Genomic DNA, 23,990 nt, shown 5'->3' on the forward strand with positions numbered 1-23,990 from the left:
CCCTTTTTTCCAAAAATGTCATAAATCCACAAAAAACATCGCAACTCACTGATAATGCAGATAATTCCAAAAAGACAGAAAAAGAGAGAAAGGCGTTACAGGGGCGCCATCTCTCCGGCGAACCCGCGACTCCCCGTTATCCACATGGTTATCCACACGATCATCCACCGAACGCTCCCTGGCCGCCGACTCGGACAGGATCAGAGCTTGGGGCCGGACAGGAAAAAACCGGTCCGGGCGCCTAAAGGAACAGGAAGTCACCGGCATCGATCTGCTCGATTTCGATTCCCTCCAGCGTGATCATGTGTCCCCCATGGTCGATCCGCAGCCCGTCCGCAGCGCTGGTAATGTGCAACGCATCGAACTTGCCTTGCTGACCCTGCCCCGCAACGCCATCCAGCCGCAGACGGTCAAGCCCCACCTGGAAATCGGTGATCGTGTCATGTTCGCCCGCGCTGAACTCCGAAAACACGAACAGATCCTTGCCCGGTCCACCCTCCAACCGGTCATCGCCAGTGCCACCGTTCAGGCTATCCGCGCCCGCTCCCCCGAATAACAGGTCCGGCCCCGGACCTCCGCCGATGAAATCGTCGCCGTCGCCACCCTCAAGCCTGTCCTCGCCTTCGCCGCCCCCCAGGCTGTCTGCGCCTTCGCCCCCGATCAGCAGATCCCGCCCGGCCCCGCCCCCAAGCGAGTCATGGCCGCCGCCGCCATCGATCAGGTCATGCCCAAAACTGCCCGCCAGCGTGTCGTTGCCCGCCTCGCCCAAGACAATGTCATCGTCCGGGCCACCGCTGGCAACGTCGTTATCCCCGCCGCACAGGATGCTGTCGGCGCCAAGCCCGCCCCCCACCGTATCGCGCCCGTCCCCGCACAGGATCGTGTCATCGCCGGTGCCCCCGCCGATATCGTCATTCCCCGCCCCGGCCTCGACCAGGTCGTTACCGTCAGAGGCCGCGATCATGTCATTGCCTGCCAATGCCTCGATCACGTCATTGCCCGCCTGGCCCAACAGCGTGTCATCCCACTGGGTTCCGGTCAGCGTGTCATCGCCGGCCGCGCCCTCGACAAGGTGGCCCATGCCGGTGCTGCCCGAATCGGCCGGCGCGGGGGGCGCGTCAGGTTTGGGCTGCGAGATCGGGCCTGGAACGGGCACCGGCAGAGGATCGCTGAGTTGCAGCGGGGCCGGCACGATCTCGTAGCGCGAGACAGATACCGACAGCAGCGCGGCGATATCCTCTGCATCGAATGCCGTGCCGTCCCAGCTGTGAAGGTTCAGAATTTCCTCGCCGTAGGTCACGATCGCGCCCCAGCCTGTCGTTTCGACCTCAAGCTGCTGGACCCCATGCAGGAATGGCCAAATCGAAAGATCCAACATGTCTTCACCGGGGCGGATGTCGGTAATCACGTCGACCGCGCCATCGACCCCGAGCAAGAAGGTATCGCGCCCCGGCCCCCCGGTCAGGGTATCCGCGCCCGGCCCGTCACTGATCACGTCATCGCCGCCACCGCCCTCGATCACCCCGGAATCGGAGGACAGCGACAGGATATCATCGTCATCGCCCCCGCTGACCGGCCCATCGGCACCGGCAAGAACCACTCCCGGCGACACGCTGACGGAAATCTGGCTCAGGCCCGGTTCGCTCGCCGAGGCGACAAGAATGGCAAACCCCGCATCGGTGCGGGCCATGCCCAGTCCAGAGACATCGGCAAGCGACAAACCGGGCTGGTCGGCGATGCTCGCCAAATGGACAAGCCGTCCCTCGGCCGTCAACCGAAACACTGTCACGCCGTCGTCGCCGCCAGCAGCAGACACGAAGACCTGGTCACCAACCGTGACACTGGCAAGTTGTCCGGCCTCGGCAAAACGTGTGTGCAGCGTATCGACAACATGATCTGTCACGCTCAGCCCCCCGTTTTCGGCGACCTGGAACACCGTCAGGCTCGATGTGCCCGCTGCGGCCGCGATCAGGTAGGTCGCCCCATCCAGGCGGACGGCCTCAAGCGCGGTGACGGTCTGGACCGGCACGCTGTCGGACACGCCAAGGGCCGAAACCGGCTCTGGCGCCGACATGCCGTCGACCCTCAGGATACTGATGCCATTTTCGGTGGCAGAAGCGGCGGCAACGAAAAGGCCCTGCGCGGTCTCGATCGCTTGCAGATCCGACACCCCGGCGAGATAGGTTGCCTCGCTATCTTGCAGGGTCACCCCCACGCCGGGACTGCCGGTTTCATCCACCGCGAACAGCGTCACCCCCGGCGCCGCCCCTTGCGCCGCCATGACAAACCCTTGCCCGTCCGGCCCTGCCGCCGCAAGCGTCACCCCATCCCCGGGCAGGCCACCCGGATCGAAAAGCGCCCCCTGCCCCGCGCCCCCGCCGGCGAGGGCGGCCTGCCAGGCCGGTGCCGCGATGCTTCCCCCAAGCCCGACAACCGACAGCGCGATCCGGTCATCCGGCAAATGCACCTGCATTCCCGTCACCTGCGGCACAAAAACGCCGGGCGCGACTGAATAGGTCACGCCCCCGGCATGATCGGTGACATGCCATGCCGCCGCGCCATCGGGCACGATTGATACGGCACCCAAAGGCGCCCCCGTTCCGCCAAGGGCCGATGTGCCCTGCGGTTCCACCAAGATTGTCATGCGCTGCACCACCCCGATGCACGCCCCCACACCGGGAACAGGATCGGCGGCAGCGGTCAGGCATGTCTTAACGAATTGTGGCGGAGATGCGGCCCTTGCGACGGATTTTGATAAAGGTCAGGGAATCATCAGCGCCCCCAACAGCGCATCGATCAACCGAGCGCGCGCGGACTCGTCCAGGGCGGCCCCTCGCCGCCGCGCCGCCAACGGGCCGCTGCGCGCCCCGCCCGCCGCCTCGATCCGGGCCACCAGAACCGAGGAACCCACCTCTTCGACGACCAGAACCAGGTCGCCACCTTCGGTCACCTCATCAACCGCGCGCCCCGACCATGCCTTTGTGCGGGCAGAAAACAGCGCGCAAAGATCAGGGGACGGCGCGGCCTTATCCCCCTCGAAGACGCAGCGCACCAGCAAGACCTGACGGGATCGTCCCATGGCAGCCCCCTCGAACGGCACGGCCAGCAGCGCCGCCCCGCCAAGGACGGCGCGGCGGGTCAGCGTCCCGGCCAGGTTCCGCGGGGCCATGACAGGCGGTTTCACGTTGCGCTCCTCCGGTTGGCATCACGGGCCGGGCGGTCGGCCCGGCCCCGAAACTCTATCTTACCGGGGCGCCCCGCAATAGCGATACCGTCACCCCCTTACGCAAAAGCGTGAACCCGCCGTGGTCGATGCCGCGGCGGGTTCCCCGTTTTTCCTGCGAGGCATCTGCGCGCGCCGGAAAAGGCCGCCCGCACCCCCTCGCGTCCGTTCAGACGAAGGTGAAGTCGTCGACCTCCAGCGTCTGCACGCTCAACCCGTCGCCAAGGACGTTTATCACGTGACCATCATAGGCAATCTGAACGCCACCCGTGATGTTGGAGACGTCAAGCGCAGCGATGTAACCGGCCATGCCCGCACCGCCATTGTCGACCCCGATCATCAGGAAGCTGTCCACCCCGATCTCGAAATCCTCGATCACGTCGACGCGCGGCGCGGTGAAGGCATCGAAGTTGAAGTTGAACTGATCCGCACCAGCGCCGCCCGACATCGTGTCATTGCCGTCGCCGCCGTTAATCGTGTCATCCCCATCGCCGCCGCGAATGACGTCGTGACGACCGCCGCCGGCAAGGAAATCGTCACCCCCACCGCCGTAGATCGTATCGTCACCCTCGCCACCGCCAACCGAGTCGTTGCCCGCGCCGCCCTCGATATAGTCGGTGCCAGCACCGCCGCCGATGTCGTCATTGCCTTCGCCGCCATAAACGGTGTCAGCCCCAAGCGACGCGCCCATCGTGTCGTTGCCGTCATCGCCGTAAAGCACGTCATCGCCAGCGCCGCCATTCACAACGTCATTGCCGGTGCCGCCGGACAGATAGTCATCGTCCATGCCACCGCCCATGAAGTCGTCGCCACCCTCGCCGTAAAGCGTGTCATTCCCGGTGCCCCCGCCGATCGAGTCATCCCCGTCGCCGCCCGTCACCGAATCCGCACCATCGCCCGCGCCGATATTGTCGTTCCCCGCGCCGCCGTCGATCGTGTCATCGCCCCCAAGACCGAACAACGCGTCGTCACCGCCAAAACCGGTGATCACGTCAGCACCAGCCGTGCCGGTGATGTTAACAGGATCATCACCAGCATCTTCGATAACACCGGTCGCCGAAATGGACGTGCCATCGCCGGTTTCCTGGTAGTCAAAGGTTGCCTGGCTGAAATCGCCTTGCAAGGTCACGGTGGTATCGGCCAGGCCGTCCCCATCGGTGTCGATATCGAGAATGGCAGAGCCCATCGTCACGGTCACGTCATCCTCGCCAAAGCTTGCACCCTCGACGAACAATTCGTCATCGTCGCCAAAGCCCTCGATAACATCGCCATCCAGTTCCGCCGCGGTGCCGGTGACGGTATCCGCACCTCCGTTCAGCGCGACCAGTTGCGGCGCAGCATTGCCCTCTATGACGTCATCGCCCTCGCTGCCGGTCTCGTTGACATAGCTGCCACCGGTTTCAACGTCGGACCCTTGGATGTTGCCCACGAAGATACCAGAATCGTAGGCCGAGTCCCCGGTATCGGCCACCGCGACGGTTACCGTGTTCAGGCCCGGTTTCACCGGCGCGACCACGGTCAGCAAGCGCGAGAACCCGTCATACTCGGTGTCGAAGGTACCGGTATAGGGATCGCCATCCGTCCCATCATCGCCGTTGTTGTTATAGAAATTGCCCACGGTCGTGATCGAGGTGCCTGTGATCGACAGGGGCTGCGCGGGATCGTTGTTGAACAGCGCATAGTTGACGCCGTTGACGTAGATCGCCGCGATATCAACGAAGGAACTATTGACATATTCCGGGTACTCGTCTGACCCGAAGAACACGTCGAAACTGATCGAGGGCTGATCGCCCAGGTCAGAGGCATTGAACGTGAAGGTCAGCAACGAGGCGTCGTTGGTACTGCCCGCGCCCGGATAGGCATCCTGCGCTGTTTCGGTCAGGCGCGGATCGCCCGGTTCGAACAGAACACGGGTATAGCTGGAAGACGTGTTCTGCGTTCCCGGTCCATCACCAGAGGTCAGGAATACGCCGCGATCCAGTCCGACGATGGCCTCTGGATTATCCGGGTCGGAAACTTCGAAAATCGTGTGCCCCTCGGGCAGCAGCGCAACACCCTCGATCGCACCGGTATAGTAGAGGTCAACGGGTGTGATCGTATCACCGGCAAAAAGGTAGGACGAGATGTCGCCGAAATCCTGCGGCCCTGCAATCGTTTCGCCGATACCGGGATTGTGGGCAAGTTCGGGATCAAGTTGCAAGACGGTATTGCCGCCCACCGCGGTTTCCAGCAACAGCCCAGACGCATCCGATGCCAATGTGTAATAGAAGGTGGCCTCTGGCGTGTCGTCACCGGTCGTTTCGACCGTGACCACGCCATCGGTGACCGTCACCGCATCAGGACTGACACCCTCGATGATGATCCGGTCGCCGAAATCGATACCCTGGATCCGGTCCTCGTTCAGCTCACCCGGCGTGCCGCGCACAACGTCAAGCCCCGGACCCGGATTGACGATATCGTAGCCGACACCGGTATCGGGTGAAAAACTGCCGGAATTGATGTCATCATTGCCCGCGCCACCAAACAGCTGATCGTTTCCATTACCGCCGGTGATCGTGTCATTGCCATATTCGCCGTCGATCGTGTCACTGCCGCCCAGGCCATCGATCGCGTCATCGTCGCCCCATGCCAGGATACTGTCGTCGCCCTCGGTGCCCGCAAAGGGATCGGCATCGATCGCCACGCTCACAGGCAGAGCCGCAGACCACTCGGCACCCGGCGCAAACGGACCGTCGGGGATCAGGGTCAGATCACCGTTGGTCAGGAAATCATCGATCTCTGCCGCGGTGGGTACCGCACCGGCCCCGAGCGGATCACCGGACAGCACGAACATGTGGGTCGGGTTCAAACCGGACGTATCGATCAGGATCAGCACATCGGTCACGTTATCACCCAGCGTGATCCGGCCCATCCCGGCCTCGTAGTAGTCATCGATGAATGGCGTATCACCCAATGCCAGGTTGAAGATACGTCCAGACGTCTCGTCGAGCGATCCACTTACATCGGACGCGTCCTCCGGTTCGGGATTGGCCGTGAACGTGAACGCCAAGTCATCGGTGCCACCAATTTCCAGCACCGAGGCTTCTGGCGACTCCGCCCCCGCCGGATTATCTACAAAGCTAAAGCCCGTCAGCGTGTAAAGAGTAGACATGTCGCTCTCCTAACTTCCCCCCGCCCGCGATCCGCTCAGGCCACGTGCCTTCGCGGAAATGGCGGGCATTGCCGGGGACCCCGCGCAAACGAGGTCGCGGTCCCCTGCAAGACACCAGGCACCCCCAATGGACATGAGGTAACACCCATAAGGTTAACGCTAGGGCTGCGCGGCGAGTCGGTCAAGGAAAACGGATATTTGACCGCCCGAAAGAACAGGGAACCAGACCAAAAGAGCGATTATGCGCGTTGCTTGACGCGCGTCCGTTCAGACAAAGGTGAAGTCGTCGACCTCCAGCGTCTGCACGCTCAGCCCGTCGCCCATGACCTCGATCACGTGGTCCTCATAGCCGATCCGGATACCACCCAGGATGTTGCCAAGGTAAAGCGACGACAAGCCGCCATCGACCCCGATCATCAGGAAGCTGTCCACCCCGATCTCGAAATCCTCGATCACGTCGACGCGCGGCGCGGTGAAGGCATCGAAGTTGAAGTTGAACTGATCCGCACCAGCGCCGCCCGACATCGTGTCATTGCCGTCGCCGCCGTTAATCGTGTCATCCCCATCGCCGCCGCGAATGACGTCGTGACGACCGCCGCCGGCAAGGAAATCGTCACCCCCACCGCCGTAGATCGTATCGTCACCCTCGCCACCGCCAACCGAGTCGTTGCCCGCGCCGCCCTCGATATAGTCGGTGCCAGCACCGCCGCCGATGTCGTCATTGCCTTCGCCGCCATAAACGGTGTCAGCCCCAAGCGACGCGCCCATCGTGTCGTTGCCGTCATCGCCGTAAAGCACGTCATCGCCAGCGCCGCCATTCACAACGTCATTGCCGGTGCCGCCGGACAGATAGTCATCGTCCATGCCACCGCCCATGAAGTCGTCGCCACCCTCGCCGTAAAGCGTGTCATTCCCGGTGCCCCCGCCGATCGAGTCATCCCCGTCGCCGCCCGTCACCGAATCCGCACCATCGCCCGCGCCGATATTGTCGTTCCCCGCGCCGCCGTCGATCGTGTCATCGCCCCCAAGACCGAACAACGCGTCGTCACCGCCAAAACCGGTGATCACGTCAGCACCAGCCGTGCCGGTTAGCGTGTCGTTGCCTTCGGTTCCGGCCATGGGCTCGACCGGCACCTGACCACCCAGCAACTCGGCCGCACTCAGGGTCATGTCGTCAAAGGCAAAGAATTCGACACTGGTGAACATGTCGGACCCCAGCGCCGATGAGACGATGATGGAGGCGCCGGAGATATCGGCCGTGACATCGCCGCTTGCGACCGCCAGAACGGCGGTATCGATGCCTGCGCCGCCCATGATCGTATCATCGCCCGCGCCGCCTTCCAGGATGTTATCGGCCGCGTTCCCGGTGATCGCGTCATGGCCGCTGCCGCCACGGGCGTTTTCGATGATGGTGGTGATATCGATGGACAGCGCCGAGACGACACCGCCGATATCCGAAACCGCGCCCGGGGTCAGGTCGATGCGCTGATCGGCGGTGACGGTCGACAGGTCGACAAGATCGGTGCCGCCGGTATCGAACAGCGTCAGGGCGACCGCTTCGCCCTCGTAAAACGCTCCGTCCTGCGGCGCTCCGTCGAACAGGATCGCGAACAGATCGCCCATCCAGCCCCCCACGTTCGACCCTGCCCCCCAAACCGTATCGCCCGCATAGGCCTCGGGCTGGCCATAGACCGCATGCACCGCCGCAAGGTCTGCTCGCATAGGCGTCAGGATCGACAGCACCTCGCCCTCTACATTGGGGTTCTGGGGTGGATCAAAATAGCTCATCACCGACATGATCGTGCTGTCATTGGCGATCAGGTTGTCCACGCCGAAGGTCGCGGTACCGTCATAGGGCCCCAGATGCCCAAGCCCCAGCGCATGGCCGGTCTCGTGCAGATAGGTCTGGTAGGAATAGCTATCGACCGTGGTACCGTAGTAATTCACCCACTGGTTGCCGATATTGACCTCGGAATAGGTATTGATCCCGGTGACGGGGTCGTATTCCTGCGGCCCGGCAAAGGCGCCTGGATCGTCATCGACATACATGATGTTCGTAAGGTCGGGATCGTCGGTCTCGACAAAGGTCAGACCGGTCGCGATGGCCCATTCCTCAAGCGCCCAGCGGGCGAGTTGCTGGGCATCGGGTTGCAGTTCGGTGATGTTCACATAGACGGTTTCGGTCGCGAAATGAATCGGGGCCGGGCTACCCCAGTCGACCTCGATAAGGTAGGTCGCGGCCTGTTCGACCGAGTAGAGCGCATCGGCAGCCATCAGGTGATAATCGCCGGTCCGGTTCAGATAGGCGCCAGCCTCGAGGTAATAGGTGCCGGTCGCGGGCGCGGTGAACTGGATTGCCGAGAAAAGAGTGCCCCATTGCTCTGCGATATCGTCATTGGTTGCGAGCACGGACCCGCTGGAATCATACAGTGACAGCTTGGTATCCCTCAGGCCGTCCGCGCTGCCGCCCACGCCCCATTGCGTAAAGACATAGCTCTGCCCGGCCACCAGCTCGATCGCGACCCAGTCGGTATCGCCACTCGCCGCGATCGTTCCGGCAAAGACATCATCGACCTGCATCGCGTAGGCGGTCATGGTTCCACTTGCGGCATCCGCGTCCTCGGTCTGGCTCGCCGGGATGACCGTAAGCGCGGTCCCAAGCGCCGAGGATGTCAGCGGCGCCGCCGGATAGGCGACCGGCTCCCCCGCAGCAACCAACGCAAGGTTCACATCGAGGGACACGCATAGTTCGCACATCTTACTGGTCTCCAGTTTGGCCGACCGTCCCATGCCGGATCACAACGGCGCGCAGAAAAACGGTCCTTGGGCAAGAGGATGGAATCTCGACCGCCCGTTGTCCAGCCGCGAAGCACTCAACCGAACCAGCGCCGCGCCCAGCACCGCGCGATGCCGCCTCGACAGGGGGCGTCTTTCGGCGCCGTGCCACTCAGGGCAGGGCCAGGATGACATGGCTGGCCTTGACCAGCGCCGTCGCCCGATCACCCGGACCAAGCCCAAGGTCATCGGCGCTGTCACGCGTGATCGTCGCGGCCAGTGTCTTTCCCCACCCCAGGTCAAGGACGATTTCGCTGTTAACTTCGCCGTCCGTGCGGGAAAGCAACGTTCCCTCAAGACGGTTGCGCACCGAAACCGGCCCGATGTCATGCCCGGCGGCAATCGCGACCAGACTGGATTTCAGCAGGGCAAAGACCTCCTTGCCGGGGCCCAGGTCCATCTCGGCGGCGCTTTGCCCGGTAATGACGGAAACCAGCCGCTGACCGGCCCCAAGGCTCATGTCGACCTCTGCGCTGACCGCGCTGCCGGTGACGCCCTGGACGGTACAGCGATAGACATTGCGCACCGAAGTCTTCATCGTCAGGCTACCCAGCATTTCGTCGGGGTCGATACCGATCCGCGCCTCCAGGCTGGCGACCACGCGGGCCAGATCCTCTTGCAGGGCCGCGTAGGCCAAGATCACCTTTTCGCCCGCGGGGGTCAGACAGGCCCCACCGCCCGACCGACCGCCCGGTGCCGCGCTGACCAGCGGCGCGGCAAAGAGATTGTTCATCGCCTGCACCCCGTCCCAGGCGGCCTTGTAAGACAATCCCACCTCGCGCGCGGCCGCGGAAATCGACCCCGTCCGCCCCACCGCTGCCAATAGCGCCACGCGGTCCGCCCCCATCCGTGCCCCGGATCGTTCCAGTATCAGCGCACCGCGCAGACCTTTAGACATCGCGTGTCATCCCCTTTCGATTGCCCTGTCTTACCCCGGCGCCCTGATCGCCGCCACCGCCAGTTGCCGACAGGCGTGGTGCGCGATGCATTTCAGTCTGCCGTGCCATTGTGCGTTTTTCCGGTCTTCGCCCAAATTGACACCGCAACCGCCCGCCCGGATGCGGCGGATCACCACGGCGTGTCGGCCGGGTCTAGGCAAAACGCTATGAGGCCGACCTAAATAACGATGGGGATCGCGCAGAACCTTTGCGTATCGATATGTGGGTTGCATACATATCGCTTTTGCGACACCGTAACGAACAGGAAAACATCATGCAGACAAGCACCAGGAACACCTATCGCTGCACGGTCACCAAGATCACGCAAGGCGCGGTGAACGCGGAAATCGATCTTGCCCTGCCGGATGGCCAGCGGCTTGCCGCTGTCATAACCGAACGCAGCGCGCAAGACATGGGGCTGAGCGAAGGCGCAGAGGTCTTTGCCCTGGTCAAGGCGACCTTCATCATGCTGATGGCTGGGGATGCGCCTGGCCGGGTCTCAGCCTGCAACCGCCTGGCCGGTAGGGTCTCGGCACGCAAGGATGGCCCGGTCAACAGCGAGATCATCCTCGACCTCGGCACGGGCAACACCATTACCGCCATCGTCACGCGCGCCAGTGCCGACAGCCTGGGGCTGGCTCCCGGCGCAACGGCGACCGCGCTGTTCAAGGCATCCCATGTCATCCTCGCACTGCCCTGAGGGGCTGACAGGAATTTCAAAAGGAAAGGACAAATACCATGACATTCGAAAAGTCCATTTCGCGCAGTGGCATCGCGGCCTTCCTGGTGGCCTGCGCTTTCTGCGGGCCAGTCCGGGCGGGCGAAACCATCGCCGCGGTGGCCGCCAATTTCACCGAGGCCGCGAAAGAGATCGGCGCGGCCTTTACCCAGGCCACCGGGCATGACGTCATCTACAGCTTTGGCCCAACCGGCCAACTTTATACCCAGATCACCCAGGACGCGCCGTTCGAGGTGTTTCTTGCCGCCGATCAGGCCCGCCCCGAACTGGCCGAGGCGGAAGGATATGCGGCGCCTGGATCGCGGTTCACATACGCGGTCGGCCAACTGGTTCTATGGAGCGCGGATGCCGGGCTGATCGACGGGACCAGCGCCGCGCTTGAGGCCGGTGAGTTCACCCATGTCGCCATCGCCAATCCCCAGACCGCCCCCTATGGCGCAGCCGCGGTCGAGGTAATGAAAGCGCTTGCCGTCCATGACGATCTTGCGCCCAAGATCGTTCAGGGCAAGAGCATCAGCCAGACCCACCAGTTCGCCACCACCGGCAATGCCGAGCTGGGCTTTGTCGCGCTCAGCCAGGTTATCGCGGATGAGGCCGGCTCGCGCTGGGTGATCCCGCAAGAGATGTATTCCCCGATCCGGCAGGATGCCGTCCTGCTTGAAAAAGGCGCCCGGAACGAGGCTGCCACCGCCTATATCGATTTCCTCAAGGGCCCCGAGGCCCGCACCATCATAGCCAAGTACGGCTACGGCACGGGGGAATAAGCCATGTCAGAGGGGGCCCTGTTAGACGCGGCAATGGTCCAGACCATCGCCCTGACGCTGAAGCTGGCGATGATCACCACGATCGTGTTGCTGCTGGTGGGCACCCCTCTGGCCTGGTGGCTGGCCCGGTCTCGTGGCCTGTGGAAAGAGGTGGTGGCCGCCGTCGTGGCCCTGCCTATCGTGCTGCCGCCCACGGTTCTTGGGTTCTACCTGTTGATCGCGATGGGGCCGAATTCGCCGCTGACCACGATCCTGGGGCGCAAGCTGTCCTTCACCTTCGAGGGGCTGGTGATCGGCTCGGTCATCTATTCGCTGCCCTTCGTGGTCAACCCGATCCGCAACGCGTTCGAGGCGATGGGGGATCGCCCGATGGAGGTGGCCGCCACCCTGCGCTCCGGGCCGCTGGATGCCTTCTTTACCGTCGCGTTGCCGCTGGCGCTGCCGGGTATCTTTACCGGGGCGATTCTGGGCTTTGCCCATACGATAGGCGAATTCGGCGTCGTGCTGATGATCGGCGGCGGCATCCCGGGTGTGACCAAGGTGCTATCGGTGACGATCTTCGACTACGTGGAAACGCTGCAATGGGGAAAGGCGCATATCCTTGCGGGCGGCATGCTGGGAATGTCCTTTGTCGTGATCCTCGCGATGATGCTGATCGAGCGGCGGCTGAACGGGGCGCGGCGATGATCGAGGCGGCATTCAAGGGGCGTCTGGGCAGTTTCGACCTGGACGCGGAATTCACCGCGCCGGGCCAGGGCGTCACCGCGCTGTTCGGCCCGTCGGGCTGTGGCAAGACGACGGTCCTGCGCAGCATCGCGGGGCTGATGCGCCTGCCTGCGGGCCGGCTGGTTGTGAACGGAGTGACCTGGCAGGACGGTCGGCGCTTTGTGCCGCCCCATCGCCGCGCCATGGGCTATGTGTTTCAAGAGGCCAGCCTGTTTCCCCATCTCTCGATCGAGGCCAACCTGACCTTCGGGATGCGCCGCCAGAAGGCACCCGCCCGCATCGGACTGGACGAGGTTATCGACCTTTTGGGCATCGGCCGGCTTTTCGACCGGCACCCGACGCAACTGTCCGGGGGCGAACGTCAGCGGGTCGCAATCGGTCGGGCCCTGCTATCCCAGCCCGAACTTTTGCTGATGGATGAACCGCTATCGGCGCTCGACCGCTTCTCCAAGGACGACATCCTGCCCTATCTCGAACGGCTGCACGCTGCGCTGTCGATCCCGGTGCTTTACGTCAGCCACGACATTGCCGAGGTCGAGCGACTGGCCGATACGCTGGTTCTGATGGAGGCGGGCCGCGTGCGCGCCGCCGGCCCCATCGCCGACGTGCTGGCCAATCCCGCGCTGCCGCTGATACGGTTGCCCGACCCCGCCGCAGTGATCGACGGCACGGTAATCGCGACTGACCCGCGTTACGGCCTGTCCGAGGTCGCGGTGCGGGGCGGGGTAATGACGGTGCCCGGCCTGCTGGGCGCAGTGGGCACGCGCCGCCGCTTGCGCGTTCTTGCACGCGATATCAGCCTGGGCCGCCATGCCCCACAGGATACGACCATCCTTAACGCGCTGACCGCGCGCATCGAGGGCGCCGAGGAAACCGCGGACCACCAGGTCACGGTGCGGCTGCGGCTTGGCGCCGATGGCATGGGTGCGGCACTTGTCGCCCGTGTCTCGCGCAAGTCCTGGGACATGCTGGGCCTGCGCACCGGGGAAACGATTGTCGCACGCCTGAAGGCCGTGGCGCTTGTCGAACCGGCCCGCCAGGCGGCACCGCAACACGATAAGTCCGGCATCCAGGCCCGCCCATGGCAGTCGTGACACCCGCGCCGTCCTAGCGACGCCCGAAAAGCCGCTGCCAGAGGTTTTCGGCGCGGTCGTCCACGCTGTCGATGAAATCGCCGGCCTCGTCTATCAGCGGCTCGATCCGGTCTTCGCGAAACCGTGCCAGCACACGCCAGATCCAGGCTGCGATCACTGTCAGAGTGCCGAGGATCAGGATGTTCAACCAGGGGATGATCGTCACGTCCGGGCGATCCACGGCACGAATACCCACCGCGTTGGGATAGATCGACAGGTATTCGTTGCGCCATCCGTAATGGGTCACCACCACCCATTGCGGGTTGTCCTTGCTGGACTTCAGATCGCCCGCCTCGGCCTGAAGATTCGATGTGTCGAACTTGAAATAGGGCGGCCAGCCCCAGCCGGTATCCTCGTTGCGAAACACGATGACCTTGCCCTCGGGCGTAAAGGTCTCGATCAGGTTGACATAACGCTGTGCGCCCGGGCTGCCTTCGCCCGGCGCGGTTCCCGCCCAGAACAGGGCATTGTCGCCGACCGTGACCTGCGTCTCGTAGGCGCGGTTGATCCGCACGACATCATGCTGCGGCAGCGTGTAATGCAGAAAGGCCCCGATCAGCACGGCGATCACCGCCAGAAAGGTCCATTTGACGTAAACCATTGCAGCCTCACGTATAATTTATGACGTAGATGATCGTGCCGATTACCGTTATCGGCACGATATAGACTCCGAGGATCAGCTTGCGGCGCAGCGAACGATCATACTCTTCAAGTCCTGCGCGAACGAAGGCGTCACGTTCGCCGGCGTCTGCCTCTTGATCCCATTCGCGTTTCAGCCTCTCGCGGCGCACCGCCCGCGAATAAAGCGAAAGACTGATATAGACGACGCTCAGGGCGACAAATCCCAGAATGACAAAGCGCAGCAGCGCGATCATCAAAGCCCCTTCCCGGTTCGCTCGGCGGCCAGTCTCTTGACCACCAATATAGGCGAAACGGCGACTGGTTTGCACCCTGCGCGCGCAGTGCGGCGCAAAAGCGCGCCCTCAGGCCTGAGACAGCGCGATATTGTCGATCAGGCGCACCCCAGCGAGGTGCGCGGCGGCCAATAGCCGGGCAGGCCGGTCTAGACGATCAAGAGGCACAAGACTGTCGGCGGCGCAGAGTTCGACATAATCGACCGCCTCAAAACCACCCGACAGGATCGCGGCGCGCGCCTTGTCCAATGCCCCGGCCACCGGCAAACCGCTCTCGATCGTCCTGCCCGCCCCCCGCAACGCGGCGTAAAGCGCGGGCGCCGCGGCCCGCGCCGCCCCCGTCAGACGCTGATTTCGCGAAGATAGCGCCAGCCCGTCGGCCTCGCGCACGGTCGGGCAGCCAATGATGTCAACTGCAATATCCAGGTCGCGCGCCATCCGGCGCACCACCGCAAGCTGCTGAAAATCCTTTTCGCCGAAATAGGCCAGCTCCGCCTGCGTCTGGTTGAAAAGCTTGGCCACCACGGTGGTAACCCCGTCGAAATGTCCGGGCCGGTGAGCCCCGCACAACCTGTCGGTAAGCCCCGCTACAGAAACAGTGGTGGCAAAGCCACCGGGGTAGACCTCGTCCGGCCCGGGCGCATAGATTGCATCCACTGCGAAAGGGGCAAGGAGGGACGCGTCACGCTCCTCTGTGCGAGGATAACCGGCCAGGTCATCGGGATTATCGAATTGCCGAGGGTTGACAAAGATTGTCACGATCACCCGGTCTGCCCCGGCACGGGCGGCACGCACGAGACTCAGATGCCCCTCGTGCAGCGCGCCCATCGTGGGCACAACCGCCACGCGCGCGCCCTCGCCCCGCCATTGCGCGCTCAGCGATCGCAGATCGGACAGGCGCCGCAGGATCGGCGCGCTCATGCATCCTCCCCGAACACATGCTCGGCCGCCGGAAATCGGCGCGCGCGGACCTCTTCGGCATAGGCCGCGATGGCCGCCCCGGCATCGCGCCCCAGCTCGGCATAGCGCTTGGCGAACTTTGGTTTGAAATCCGTGAACAGGCCCAGCATGTCGTCGACCACCAGAACCTGCCCGTCGCAACCGGCCGAGGCCCCGATGCCGATGGTGGGAATCGCCACCTCGGCGGTGACACGGTCGGCCAGATCCGCCGGGACCTTTTCCAGCACGACCGAGAACGCCCCGGCCTCGGCCACCGCGCGGGCATCGGCCAGCACCCGGTCGGCATCCGCGCCGCGCCCCTGCACCTTGTAGCCGCCCAGCGTGTTGATCGCCTGCGGCGTCAGCCCGACATGGGCCATCACCGGAATGGAGCGCGCCGTCAGGAACCGGACCGTGTCGGCCATCGCCACGCCGCCCTCCAGCTTGACCGCGCCTGCGCCGGTCTCGGCCATCAGGCGGGCGGCGTTGCGAAAGGCCTGCTCGGGACCTTCCTCGTAGCTGCCAAAGGGCATGTCGACCACCATCAGCGCATGGTTGACCCCGCGCGCCACCGCCTGCCCGTGCAGGATCATCATCTCCATCGTGACGCCCAGCGTCGAGGGCAGTCCATGAAGCACCATGCCGACGCTGTCGCCGACCAGCACAAGATCGCATTCCGCATCGACCAGCCGGGCCACCGGCGTGGTGTAGGCCGTCAGGCAGACAATGGGCGTGGCGCCCTTGCGGGCCCGGATATCGACCGGCGTCACTTGGCGTATCGGTGCGCTTGCGCTCATGGCTCTTACCTCGCACTTCAGGGTGGCCGGGTTTATAGCCATGCCGCAGCGCGGAATCCAGCCCCCACGAGGCCCGCCTCCCTGCGTACGACCCGTCTGCGCAGCGCGGATGAAGCGCCCGGATGCCATGGCCGATCCTGCGAAACGCTTCGCCTGCCCAAGGGAACACCAACCATGATTGCCACGGGACATACGAACGGCCACCTCTTCCAACTCGCCAGGACCGGCGCGGCCAAACGGCGGATCGAAAGAGCAAACATGACGCGCCGCGCCGTCTGATCGCATCCAGATTGCGTGCCTGCGGCGCACGGCTTTCGTCCCCCCCTTACGGGGCGGACGGATTTGGGTATTTGGGCCAAGAAGAAGCCAGCAGGCACGGCTCTGCCACCTTCTTCTTGGTGAAAATACCCATGTCGCCGCGGCGGCCAGGGGCGAATGGCGGGGTCATCCAACGACATTGAAATCGGGTCCGTAGGGATAGGCGGTAATATTCTCGGCGCCAGTTTCGGTCAGCACGAGGATATCGTGCTCGCGGTAGCCGCCTGCACCGGGCTGCCCTTGCGGAATGGTCAGCATCGGTTCCATCGAGACCACCATGCCGGGTTCGAGCACCGTATCGATATCCTCGCGCAACTCCAGCCCGGCTTCGCGGCCATAGTAATACGAAAGCAATCCGAAGGAGTGACCATAACCGAAGCTGCGATAGCGCAACAGGTCACGTTCTGCGAAGAACGCGTTGATCGCACGGGTCACCTCGGCGCAACTCATCCCCGGTTTCAACAGCGACATGCCGTATTCATGGGCGGCCACGTTTGCCTCCCATATCGCGAGGCATTCTGCATCCACCTCTGCCGCGAACATGGTGCGTTCCAGCGCCGTGTAATAGCCCGAGATCATCGGAAAGGCGTTGAGCGAAAGGATATCGCCGCGCTGCAAGCGGCGCGCGGTTACCGGGTTATGCGCGCCGTCGGTGTTCAGACCAGACTGGAACCACGCCCAGGTATCGCGATACTCGGCATCGGGAAACCGGCGGGCGATGTCCAGTTCCATCGCGTCACGGCCCGCCATGGCGACATCGATTTCGCGCGCGCCGAGGCGCACCGCCTCGCGGATGGCATAGCCGCCCAGATCGGCAACCGCCGCACCGGCGCGGATCAGCGCGATCTCGGCGGGGCTTTTGCGCATACGCTGCTGCATGGTCGCCGGCGCGATATCCACCGTTTCGCGCGGGCGAAGGAAAGCATCGAGCCGGTCTTTCTGCGCCAGCGCCAGGTGGTCGGCCTCAAGGCCCAAGGCTCGCCCCTGCCCTGCCACATGGGCCACCGCGCGCCAGAAATTGTCGCGCGCCCAGTCGGTATAGGTGAGGTTGTCGCCATGGCAGCGCCGCCAGGGCTGGCCGGCATCTATGCCTGCGCTGATCGTCACCGCCTCCGATGCCGTGACCACCAGGGCGTAGGGCCGACCGAAGCTGCAATAAAGAAAGCCTGAATAGTAGGCCACGTTCTGCATGGATGTCAGCACCGCAATCTCGACGCCCGCGGCATCCATCGCCGTGCGCAGGCCCATCAGGCGGGTGTCGTACTCTGCGGACGAAAACGGTAGCGTGGCCTTTTCGCCGTTGTGAAAGCGGAAAAATTCGGGGCGGGGCATTCGGCTCTCCGAGGCTCGGGGGCCCGGAAGATCACCGGACCACGGGCGATCCCGGCGTTCAGGACGGTGGACGGGTTCGCGCCGCCGGGCCTTGGGTAACATCCCGCGGCGACGCCATCGCCACGCGGCCCGCTGTCGAGTTTAGCCCAAGCGCGCGCGTCGGCAAGCCGGGCCTGAATGCCAGGCTCGAGACCGTGGCCGCGCTGCGCGAGGCGCTGGACCCGACGGACGGCATGCATATGCCCGGAATTGACCTATGTGGCGCGAGCAGGAGTTGCGCATGACCGTTTCCCGATACGCCGGCGCGGTTGGACGCCGCGCCCGCAATCCCGCTTTCCGACGGCTGAGGCTGTTATTTTCCCGCGAAAGATCTTGCGTTTCTTCGTAGAAGAAAAAAGGCGCGGGCGTTCCGCCCGGGCGGGTGAGTATTTGGACCAAGAAGAAGACCGGGGGGCGCGATGCGGCCGGGAAGGCGGAACTTGATTACCGATGTGGCCGGGCTGATGGTCGGACAGGCCCATGACACGCGCCTGAAATCGGGCGTGAGCGTGGTCGTGGGCGAGCGGCCTTTCGTGGCCGGGGTTCACGTGATGGGCGGCGCGCCCGGCACGCGCGAGACCGATCTTCTGGCCCCCGACAGGCTGGTGCAGGAGGTCGATGCACTGGTTCTGTCGGGCGGCTCGGCCTTTGGACTGGATGCCGCCGCCGGCGTGGTCGAGGGCCTGCGCGCGGCGGGCCGCGGCTATGCCGTGGGCGAGACCCGCGTGCCGATCGTACCGGCGGCGATCCTGTTCGACCTGCTCAATGGCGGGCGCAAGGACTGGCATCAATCGCCTTACCGGGCCCTGGGTCGCGCGGCGCTGGAACATGCCGGGACGGGGGTCGTGCTTGGCACGGCCGGGGCCGGATTCGGGGCGACCACGGCGGATCTGAAGGGCGGACTTGGATCGGCCTCGGTGGTACTGGATGGCGGTTACACCGTCGGAGCGCTGGTGGCGGTAAACGCCTTGGGATCGGCAGTGATGGGCGGTGGGCCGGAATTCTGGGCGGCGCCCTGGGAAATGGAAGGCGAGTTCGGCGGGTTGGGCATGGGCCGTGCGGATCCCGGCGCCGAGCCGCGGCCCAAGACCGGCGCGTGCACGGCCACCACGATTGCCATCGTTGCCACCGATGCGCGGCTGAACCAGGCACAGGCCACGCGACTGGCCGTGGCCGCCCATGACGGGATGGCCCGCGCACTATGCCCCAGCCATACGCTGATGGACGGCGACCTGGTTTTTGCCGCGGCCACCGGGGCCCGCGCGCTGTCCGATCCCGAGGGCGACGCGCTGCGGCTGGGTCACGCCGCGGCCGTCTGCCTGGCCCGCGCGATCGCGCGCGGTATCTACCATGCATCGGACTGTCCCGGCGACACCTTGCCGAGTTGGCAGGATCGCTTTGGGACACGGGCCTGAGTCAAGGCGCCTATCGATCCATGATCGGGGAAAGCCGATGGCGCGGACAGGTTGGAAACGTCGGTACGGTGACGAAGATCACGTCGGCACGGCATCGAGCAGCGCCCCGGTCAGCGGGCTATCGGGCCTGGCAAACCCCTCGATCACATCGAAATGGTGGCGTGCTGCATCGATGCTCAGCGCCGCGCCGGGCCAGGCCGCGGCCAGCCATCGCGCCTGGTCGAGAAAGGCCGGCCGCTCGGCCCCGCCGACCCAGATCACGACCGGCACGTCGGGACGCGGGGTGTGGCAGACCGGGCTTTGCGCACGCGCCTCGGGCTCGTCCAGGCCGAGCGCGGTGTTCATCTGCGTCCGCATAAGCGGGCGAAGGTCGGAAAGGGGCGAAACGGGCACCACGCGGGCGATCCGCGCGGCGACCGTTTCGGGCAGGTGGATATCCTTGCAGATCATCCGCGCCACCAGGTGCCCGCCGGCGGAATGACCCGCCAACACGATCGGCCCCCTGGGCAAAAGACGCGCCATTACCCCAAGCGCCTGCGCGATATCATGCGTGATGCAGGCGATGCCGACCTCGGGCGCCAGCCGGTAGGAGGGCAGCGCCACCGCCCAGCCGCGCGCCAGCGGCCCCGCCGCCAGGTGCGACCAGAAAGATTTGTCGAACCGCAACCAGTAACCGCCATGGACGAAGACAGCCAGGCCAGCCGGAGCACCCGGGGGCATGAACAGGTCGAAACGCTGGCGCGGGTGGTGCCCATAGGGCAGATCGCATTCCCCAAACGCGCCGGCACGAAAGGCCGCTGCCGCCTCTGCCCAGCGCGACGGATAGTCGGCCGCGCCGGGGATGTGGGCGGCGTTGGCATAGGCATCGTCCCAGTCGATGCCGTCCTCTTGTCTGGACATCGCCCCACCCCCCATGGTTTGCCTTGGGCAAACAACAGGGAGAATGACCGATGCCTGCCCCAGATCTCAAGCGCCTTTTGAACGATCCCGACCTCCTGGAAAGCCGTGCTTATGTCGCCGGGGCCTGGATCGATGCGGATGACGGCGCGACATTCGAGGTTCTCAACCCTGCCGACGGCAGTGTCCTGACATCGGTGCCCGACCTGACCCGCACCGAGACCGCCCGCGCCATCGCCGCCGCCAGGGCCGCGCAGAAGGACTGGGCCGCGCGCACCGCCAAGGAACGGGCCAATATCCTGCGCAAATGGTTCGAGTTGATGATGGCCGCCCAGGACGACCTGGCGGTGATCCTGACCGCCGAGATGGGCAAGCCGCTGGCCGAGGCGAAGGGCGAGATCGCCTATGGCGCCTCTTTCGTGGAATGGTTCGCCGAAGAGGCCAAGCGCATCTATGGCGAGACGATCCCGGGTCACCAGCCGGACAAGCGGCTGATGGTGATCCGCCAGCCCGTGGGCGTGGTCGGCGCGATCACCCCGTGGAACTTCCCCAACGCGATGATCACCCGCAAGGCCGCGCCGGCGCTGGCCGCGGGCTGTGCCTTCCTTGTGAAACCGGCGGAGGATACGCCGCTGTCGGCGCTGGCGCTGGCGGTGCTGGCCGAACGGGCGGGACTGCCCGCGGGCCTCTTCTCGGTGATCACCTCGACCCGGTCGGCCGATATCGGCAAGGAGTTCTGCGAGAACCCGACGATCGCCAAGATCACCTTCACCGGGTCGACCCAGGTCGGGCGCATCCTGCTGGAACAGGCCGCGCCGCAGGTCAAGAAATGCTCGATGGAGTTGGGCGGCAACGCGCCCTTCATCGTGTTCGACGACGCCGACCTGGACGCGGCGGTCGAGGGCGCCATCGCCTGCAAGTTCCGCAATAACGGCCAGACCTGCGTCTGCGCAAACCGGATCTACGTGCAGGCGGGCATATATGACGCCTTCGCCGCGAAACTGGCCGAGGCCGTGGGCCGGCTGCGCGTGGGCAACGGGATGGACGAGGGCATTGATCTGGGGCCGCTGATTTCCGTCGCCGCGCTCGACAAGGTCGAGGACCATATCAAGGATGCCACAGCAAAAGGTGGCCAGATCCTGCGCGGCGGGCAGCGGCACGGCAATGGCGGCACCTTCTTCGAGCCCACGGTGGTGACCGGCGCCACGCAAGAGATGAAATGCGCAACCGAGGAAACTTTTGGTCCCTTTGCGCCACTTTTCAGGTTCGAGACCGAGGATGATGTGATCGCCATGGCGAACGACACGATTTTCGGCCTGGCCTCCTATTTCTATGCCCGGGATCTGTCGCGCGTCTACAAGGTGGCCGAAGCGCTGGAATACGGGATCGTGGGGATCAATACCGGGATCATCTCGACCGAGGTCGCGCCCTTTGGCGGGGTCAAGCAATCGGGGCTGGGCCGCGAGGGCAGCCGCCACGGAATCGAGGACTATCTGGAGATGAAATACATCTGCCTGTCGGTCTGAGCCGGTGACGACGGTTTCGGCTTGCCTGCGGCAAGCCGACCGGTCGGGGGCGCCGCCCCCGTCGCCGCCTTCGCGGCGACTCCCCCCGGGGGGTATTTTTACCAAGAAGAAGAGGGGAAGGTGGTGCGCACGGAACAGCCGGGCAGTGCGACAGGCGCCGGCCGGGAGGGGCGATTTCGCTTGACCACGTGCGAGGTAACAGCCGAACATCAGAGCGAGGGGACAGCGGCCCGACGCCTCCGGCGGCCGCACCCATGGGGGGGCAGCGCGCGTGGTGCCCGGCCCGGGCGCAGCGGATCGGCGGCAGACCTGGCCCCTGCCCCGCGCACGCGACAGACCGGAGGATGACAGATGCGCTGTTTCACGATCATGGGCCCCTCGCAAGCGGGCAAGACAACGCTGTTGGAGGCGTTGGGATCGCTTGAGGGACGGTCCATTGCCGCCGAGTTCACCGATGCGCTGGCAGTGCGCCAGTTCACCTACCTGGACGAATCCTGGATCGGGTTCGACATTGCGGGCGGCCCCGATTACCTGGGCCATGCCGGCGGGGCGCTGGCGGCGTCAGATGCAGCCATCCTGTGCGTCGCGCCCGATCCGCAGGCCGCAGTGCTGGCCGCGCCCTATTTGCGGCTGATCGAGGAATCGCGCGTCCCCTGCTTCATCTTCATCAACAAGATGGACCTCGATGAGGCCCGCATCCGTGACATCGTCGCCGCACTCCAGGCCTATGCGGGACATCACATCGTTTTGCGCCAGGCCCCAATCCGCGATGCCGAGGGGCATGTAACCGGCTCGGTCGACCTGGTCTCGGAACGTGCCTTCAAGTATCGTGAGGGCAAACCGTCGCGCCTGGTCGAGATTCCGTCCCATGTGCAGGACCGGGAACAGGAGGCGCGCGCCGACCTGCTGGAGCATCTGGCCGATTACGACGACCACCTGATGGAGGAGCTGATCGAGGATCGTCAGCCGGCCCCCGCGGAGATCTATTCGGTGCTGGCCGAGGCCCATCGCGACAACCGCGTCATGGCCGCCTACCTGGGCGCGGCAAGCCATGGCAACGGGGTGACGCGTCTGATGAAGGCCCTGCGCCACGAAGCGCCGGGCATGGAGGCCATCGGCACGCGACTGGGGATCGAGGATGCGCTGGCCATCGGGGTGGCCTCGGACACAAAACGCCATGTCGGCAAGTCAGTCCTGATCCGCGCGCTGGGACCGGGCATCCGGCATGCCGCCCCCCTTGCGGGCGGCACCATCGGCAGCCTGACAGGCCTTGACGGCAAGCCCGCACCAGAGCCGCTGGCCACCGGTGGGGTCGCGGTGGCGGTCAAATCCGATCACATGGAACCAGGGCTGGCCTACTGCGCCGAGCGCAGCACGCCCCTGCCCGCCTGGACCCGCGGGCGCCCACCCGCCTATGCCCGCGTTCTGAGCCCTGCCAATGAGCGCGACGATGCCCGCCTGTCGGCGGCGATTGCCCGCATGGCGGCCAGCGATCCAGGAATGTGGACCACGCAGGACGGCACGACCGGGCAACTCGTCGTCAGGCTGCAAGGGCCTCTCCACCTGCGCCGGGTTCTCGCCAAGCTGGCCGGCGAGTTCGGAATCGAGGCGGTGGAACAACCCGTTTCGGGTATCTACCGCGAAACGATCACCAAGACCGTCACGACCCGTCACCGCCACCGTAAGCAGTCGGGCGGCGCGGGGCAGTTCGCCGATGTGGAACTGAGCGTGCGGCCGCTGGATCGCGGCACGGGATTCGGCTTCGACGAGACGGTCAAGGGCGGCGCGGTACCGCGCAACTTCATCCCCGCGGTAGAGGCCGGCGCGCGCGAGGCGATGGAGCGGGGGCCGCTGGGATTCCCCGTTGTGGATGTTGCGGTAACGTTGAGCGATGGCAAGCATCACGCGGTCGACAGTTCGGACCATGCCTTTCGGACCGCCGCCAGGAATGGCGTGCGCGAGGCGCTTGAACAGGCGGGTCCGGTGGTGTTGCACCCGATCGACCGGGTGGCGATCCACCTGCCCAGTATCCATAGCGGCGCACTTGTGGCACTGGCCAGCAGCCTCAAGGGCCAGGTCCTGGGATTCGCCGCGCATCCCGAAGCGCGCGGCTGGGATGTATTCGAGGCGTTGATCCCAGCCTCGGCGCAAGAAGAACTTTTCCAGGCGTTGGGCGGGTTGACCCATGGCACCGCGTGGTTCGAGGCCCGGTTCGACCATTACGAAGAGTTGCACGGCAAGGAGGCCGAGCGCATCTGCCAGGCGCGGGCCGCCGAACTGGCCTGAGCCGCTGTGCAAGGGCCG

General features: G+C 65.0%; 19 protein-coding genes. 8 read left to right on the forward strand and 11 right to left on the reverse strand.

The window, feature by feature from the left end; translation table 11 throughout:
* The coding region (locus tag EV663_RS15730) for a hypothetical protein (protein ID WP_207904401.1) at positions 1-245 on the forward strand (245 nt) is incomplete at its 5' end.
* Here EV663_RS15730 and EV663_RS06055 read toward each other — a convergent pair.
* The 5 genes from EV663_RS06055 to EV663_RS06075 form a co-directional block, all read right to left on the reverse strand.
* Positions 242-2,644: a calcium-binding protein gene (locus EV663_RS06055; protein WP_132950898.1), complete on the reverse strand. Its 2,403-nt coding sequence runs from the start codon at positions 2,642-2,644 to the stop codon at positions 242-244. The genes EV663_RS15730 and EV663_RS06055 overlap by 4 nt on opposite strands.
* A 117-nt stretch (positions 2,645-2,761) precedes the next feature.
* Entirely contained in the window at positions 2,762-3,184 is a 423-nt protein-coding gene (locus EV663_RS06060; protein WP_132950899.1) for a hypothetical protein, read from the reverse strand.
* 208 nt (positions 3,185-3,392) lie between these two features.
* Positions 3,393-6,374, reverse strand: a complete 2,982-nt coding sequence (locus EV663_RS06065; RefSeq protein WP_132950900.1) for a choice-of-anchor L domain-containing protein — start codon at positions 6,372-6,374, stop codon at positions 3,393-3,395.
* Positions 6,375-6,641: 267 nt separating this feature from the next.
* Entirely contained in the window at positions 6,642-9,131 is a 2,490-nt protein-coding gene (locus EV663_RS06070; protein ID WP_165910141.1) for a pre-peptidase C-terminal domain-containing protein, read from the reverse strand.
* A gap of 190 nt (positions 9,132-9,321) precedes the next feature.
* Entirely contained in the window at positions 9,322-10,107 is a 786-nt protein-coding gene (locus tag EV663_RS06075) for a TOBE domain-containing protein (RefSeq protein WP_132950902.1), read from the reverse strand.
* A gap of 314 nt (positions 10,108-10,421) precedes the next feature.
* Here EV663_RS06075 and EV663_RS06080 point away from each other — a divergent pair, with 314 nt between their 5' ends.
* From EV663_RS06080 to modC, 4 genes are read left to right on the forward strand one after another with little or no spacing between them, the layout of a single operon-like run.
* On the forward strand, positions 10,422-10,847 hold the full coding sequence (locus EV663_RS06080; protein WP_243697887.1) for a TOBE domain-containing protein: 426 nt from the start codon (positions 10,422-10,424) through the stop codon (positions 10,845-10,847).
* 38 nt (positions 10,848-10,885) lie between these two features.
* Positions 10,886-11,650 carry a molybdate ABC transporter substrate-binding protein gene (gene modA / locus EV663_RS06085; RefSeq protein WP_132950904.1) on the forward strand — a complete coding sequence of 255 codons (765 nt, stop codon included), beginning with the start codon at positions 10,886-10,888 and terminating at the stop codon, positions 11,648-11,650.
* A gap of 3 nt (positions 11,651-11,653) precedes the next feature.
* Positions 11,654-12,337, forward strand: coding sequence for a molybdate ABC transporter permease subunit (gene modB / locus EV663_RS06090; RefSeq protein WP_132950905.1), 684 nt, complete (start codon positions 11,654-11,656; stop codon positions 12,335-12,337).
* Positions 12,334-13,470 (forward strand): molybdenum ABC transporter ATP-binding protein, encoded by a 1,137-nt coding sequence (gene modC / locus EV663_RS06095; protein WP_132950906.1) that lies wholly within the window; start codon positions 12,334-12,336, stop codon positions 13,468-13,470. The genes modB and modC overlap by 4 nt, the downstream gene beginning before the upstream one ends.
* Positions 13,471-13,483: 13 nt before the next feature.
* On the opposite strand, the gene EV663_RS06100 is transcribed toward modC, so the two are convergent.
* The 5 genes from EV663_RS06100 to EV663_RS06120 form a co-directional block, all read right to left on the reverse strand.
* Positions 13,484-14,110 (reverse strand): DUF1523 family protein, encoded by a 627-nt coding sequence (locus EV663_RS06100; RefSeq protein WP_132950907.1) that lies wholly within the window; start codon positions 14,108-14,110, stop codon positions 13,484-13,486.
* A gap of 7 nt (positions 14,111-14,117) precedes the next feature.
* Positions 14,118-14,384: a hypothetical protein gene (locus EV663_RS06105; protein ID WP_132950908.1), complete on the reverse strand. Its 267-nt coding sequence runs from the start codon at positions 14,382-14,384 to the stop codon at positions 14,118-14,120.
* Positions 14,385-14,492: 108 nt separating this feature from the next.
* On the reverse strand, positions 14,493-15,344 hold the full coding sequence (panC, locus tag EV663_RS06110; protein ID WP_132950909.1) for a pantoate--beta-alanine ligase: 852 nt from the start codon (positions 15,342-15,344) through the stop codon (positions 14,493-14,495).
* The gene (gene panB, locus EV663_RS06115) at positions 15,341-16,159 is read right to left on the reverse strand and encodes a 3-methyl-2-oxobutanoate hydroxymethyltransferase (RefSeq protein WP_132950910.1); all 819 of its coding nucleotides are present in this window, start codon (positions 16,157-16,159) and stop codon (positions 15,341-15,343) included. The genes panC and panB overlap by 4 nt, the downstream gene beginning before the upstream one ends.
* Before the next feature lie 444 nt (positions 16,160-16,603).
* A complete protein-coding gene (locus EV663_RS06120) occupies positions 16,604-17,809 on the reverse strand; it encodes an aminopeptidase P family protein (RefSeq protein ID WP_132950911.1) in 1,206 nt (401 codons plus the stop codon).
* Positions 17,810-18,267: 458 nt separating this feature from the next.
* Between EV663_RS06120 and EV663_RS06125 the strand changes: the two genes are divergently transcribed.
* Positions 18,268-19,263, forward strand: a complete 996-nt coding sequence (locus EV663_RS06125; protein ID WP_132950912.1) for a P1 family peptidase — start codon at positions 18,268-18,270, stop codon at positions 19,261-19,263.
* 78 nt (positions 19,264-19,341) lie between these two features.
* On the opposite strand, the gene EV663_RS06130 is transcribed toward EV663_RS06125, so the two are convergent.
* A complete protein-coding gene (locus EV663_RS06130) occupies positions 19,342-20,163 on the reverse strand; it encodes an alpha/beta hydrolase (RefSeq protein WP_425057126.1) in 822 nt (273 codons plus the stop codon).
* 50 nt (positions 20,164-20,213) lie between these two features.
* Between EV663_RS06130 and EV663_RS06135 the strand changes: the two genes are divergently transcribed.
* On the forward strand, positions 20,214-21,686 hold the full coding sequence (locus EV663_RS06135; protein WP_132950913.1) for an NAD-dependent succinate-semialdehyde dehydrogenase: 1,473 nt from the start codon (positions 20,214-20,216) through the stop codon (positions 21,684-21,686).
* 351 nt (positions 21,687-22,037) lie between these two features.
* On the forward strand, positions 22,038-23,972 hold the full coding sequence (locus EV663_RS06140) for an elongation factor G (RefSeq protein ID WP_132950914.1): 1,935 nt from the start codon (positions 22,038-22,040) through the stop codon (positions 23,970-23,972).
* Positions 23,973-23,990: the final 18 nt, after the last annotated feature.

Origin of the sequence: Rhodovulum bhavnagarense (assembly GCF_004343505.1) — a bacterium.
GTDB lineage: Bacteria > Pseudomonadota > Alphaproteobacteria > Rhodobacterales > Rhodobacteraceae > Rhodovulum > Rhodovulum bhavnagarense.